Source organism: Salinispora cortesiana (genome assembly GCF_000484695.1).
In the GTDB taxonomy this organism is placed as follows: domain Bacteria; phylum Actinomycetota; class Actinomycetes; order Mycobacteriales; family Micromonosporaceae; genus Micromonospora; species Micromonospora cortesiana.
The window spans coordinates 1-1465 of sequence record NZ_AXVR01000175.1; the positions used below are offsets into that span (position 1 = coordinate 1).

1 protein-coding gene is annotated in these 1465 nt (G+C 69.3%); it reads right to left on the minus strand.

Annotation, left to right across the window (positions count from 1 at the left end; translation table 11 throughout):
* Nucleotides 1-13 precede the first annotated feature (13 nt).
* Nucleotides 14-1330 carry an ISL3 family transposase gene (locus K228_RS0124950; RefSeq protein WP_025620793.1) on the minus strand — a complete coding sequence of 439 codons (1317 nt, stop codon included), beginning with the start codon at nt 1328-1330 and terminating at the stop codon, nt 14-16.
* Between the last annotated feature and the right edge of the window lie 135 nt (nt 1331-1465).

Sequence of the window (1465 nt, forward strand, 5' to 3'; positions counted from 1 at the left end):
GGGCTCTACGAAATTAGCGGGGGTCGAGGTGGCCTCGGGTGCGTCTGGTGGTAGCGCAGCGGGTGCGTAGTCGCTGGTTGGCGGGGTTGCGGAAGCCGTAGGCGTCGCGGGCGACGGTCTTGATCACGCGGTTGGTGCCTTCGGAGCCGGCGTTGGTGATTCCGGTGCGGATGAACGCGAGGATCTGGGGCCACCAGGTCTGCACGGTGGTGGCGAGACGTTCGAGTTCGGGCAGGTCAGCGTGGGCGCAGCGGCGGTAGAAGCGGTCCAGTAACACGGCGACGCGTTCTCGGTCCGAGTCGGTGCGGGCCAGGGCGAGCAGGTCGAGGAGGTCTTCCTTGGCGTTCCACGCGGCCAGGATCGGGGCCCCGATGTGTGTGGGCAGGGCGGACAATTCGGCTTGCAGGTCGTCGACGTGCTCGGCGCGCATCCGGGCGGCGTTGCGGGTCAGCCGGTTACGCAGTTCCCACTCGCGGTTGCCTTTGCATCCGCGTCGGCCGCGGACCTGCGCGGTGACCCGGCGGCGGACCTCGGTGACGGTGGCGTTGGCCAACTGGACGAGGTGGAAGTGATCAACGACGAGTTGTGCATGCGGCAGCACGCGCGAGACGGCGGACTTGAAGATCGTGCACATGTCGATCGCGACGTAGCGCACCTGGTCACGCCAGTCCGGTGGGCGGGCCAGGAGCCAATCGGCCACGACCTGGGCCGTGCGGCCCTCGACCTGACCGAGCAGGCCCTGCCCGTCCGACAGATCCACAAACCCGACGTGCCAGCGGTCCACGATGCTCTGCCACGTGCCGGTGGCCTCGTCGAGTACGAACTTTGGCTTGCCCCGGCGGATCTCGTCTATGCCCAGCACCTCGACCGGGCAGGGCTGCTGCGGCAGCACCACGGCCGCATGTGCGGCGAACGCGGCAGCGACGACCGGCCACGACAGGTCGTGATCCCGCGCCGACTGCACCACCGTACGCCCCCCATCGGCGACCGCCGCGCCGGCCACCGCCCGAAGCCGTTCGGTCATCCGCTTACGCGCCGGCACGGCCGCCACCGCCTCGGTGAACGACCCCCGCCCGCAGGCCGGCTCGTCACATCGCCAGCGCCGCTTACGCCACCGCAGCGCCGGCCGGCGCCCACCGATCGGCAGGTCACGTGGCCGGGTCACCCGTCGACCCTTCGACCTGCGTGCCAGTGTTCCGCACTCCGGACACCGCCGTGCCCGCTGATCCTCAGCGGTGACCAGGTCCACCACCGGACCGTCCGGCCCGTCCGCGACCTCAACGACGGCCAGACCGGCAAGGCCCAGCAGCCGGGTCGTATCCTCAACCATGTCCGTGGCTCTTCTGTTGTGATCAACTTGCTTCGACAACAAGATGATCAACCAAGAGCCACGGGCGCCCTCACCCCAGGGTCCACCCTGGACAGGCCGATGACGTCAGCCGACCCCCATCAACTTCGTTGACCC

Bases quoted from the DNA above. Each gene is read 5' to 3' on its own strand.
- K228_RS0124950 (WP_025620793.1), bottom strand. From the start codon at position 1,330: ATGGTTGAGGATACGACCCGGCTGCTGGGCCTTGCCGGTCTGGCCGTC.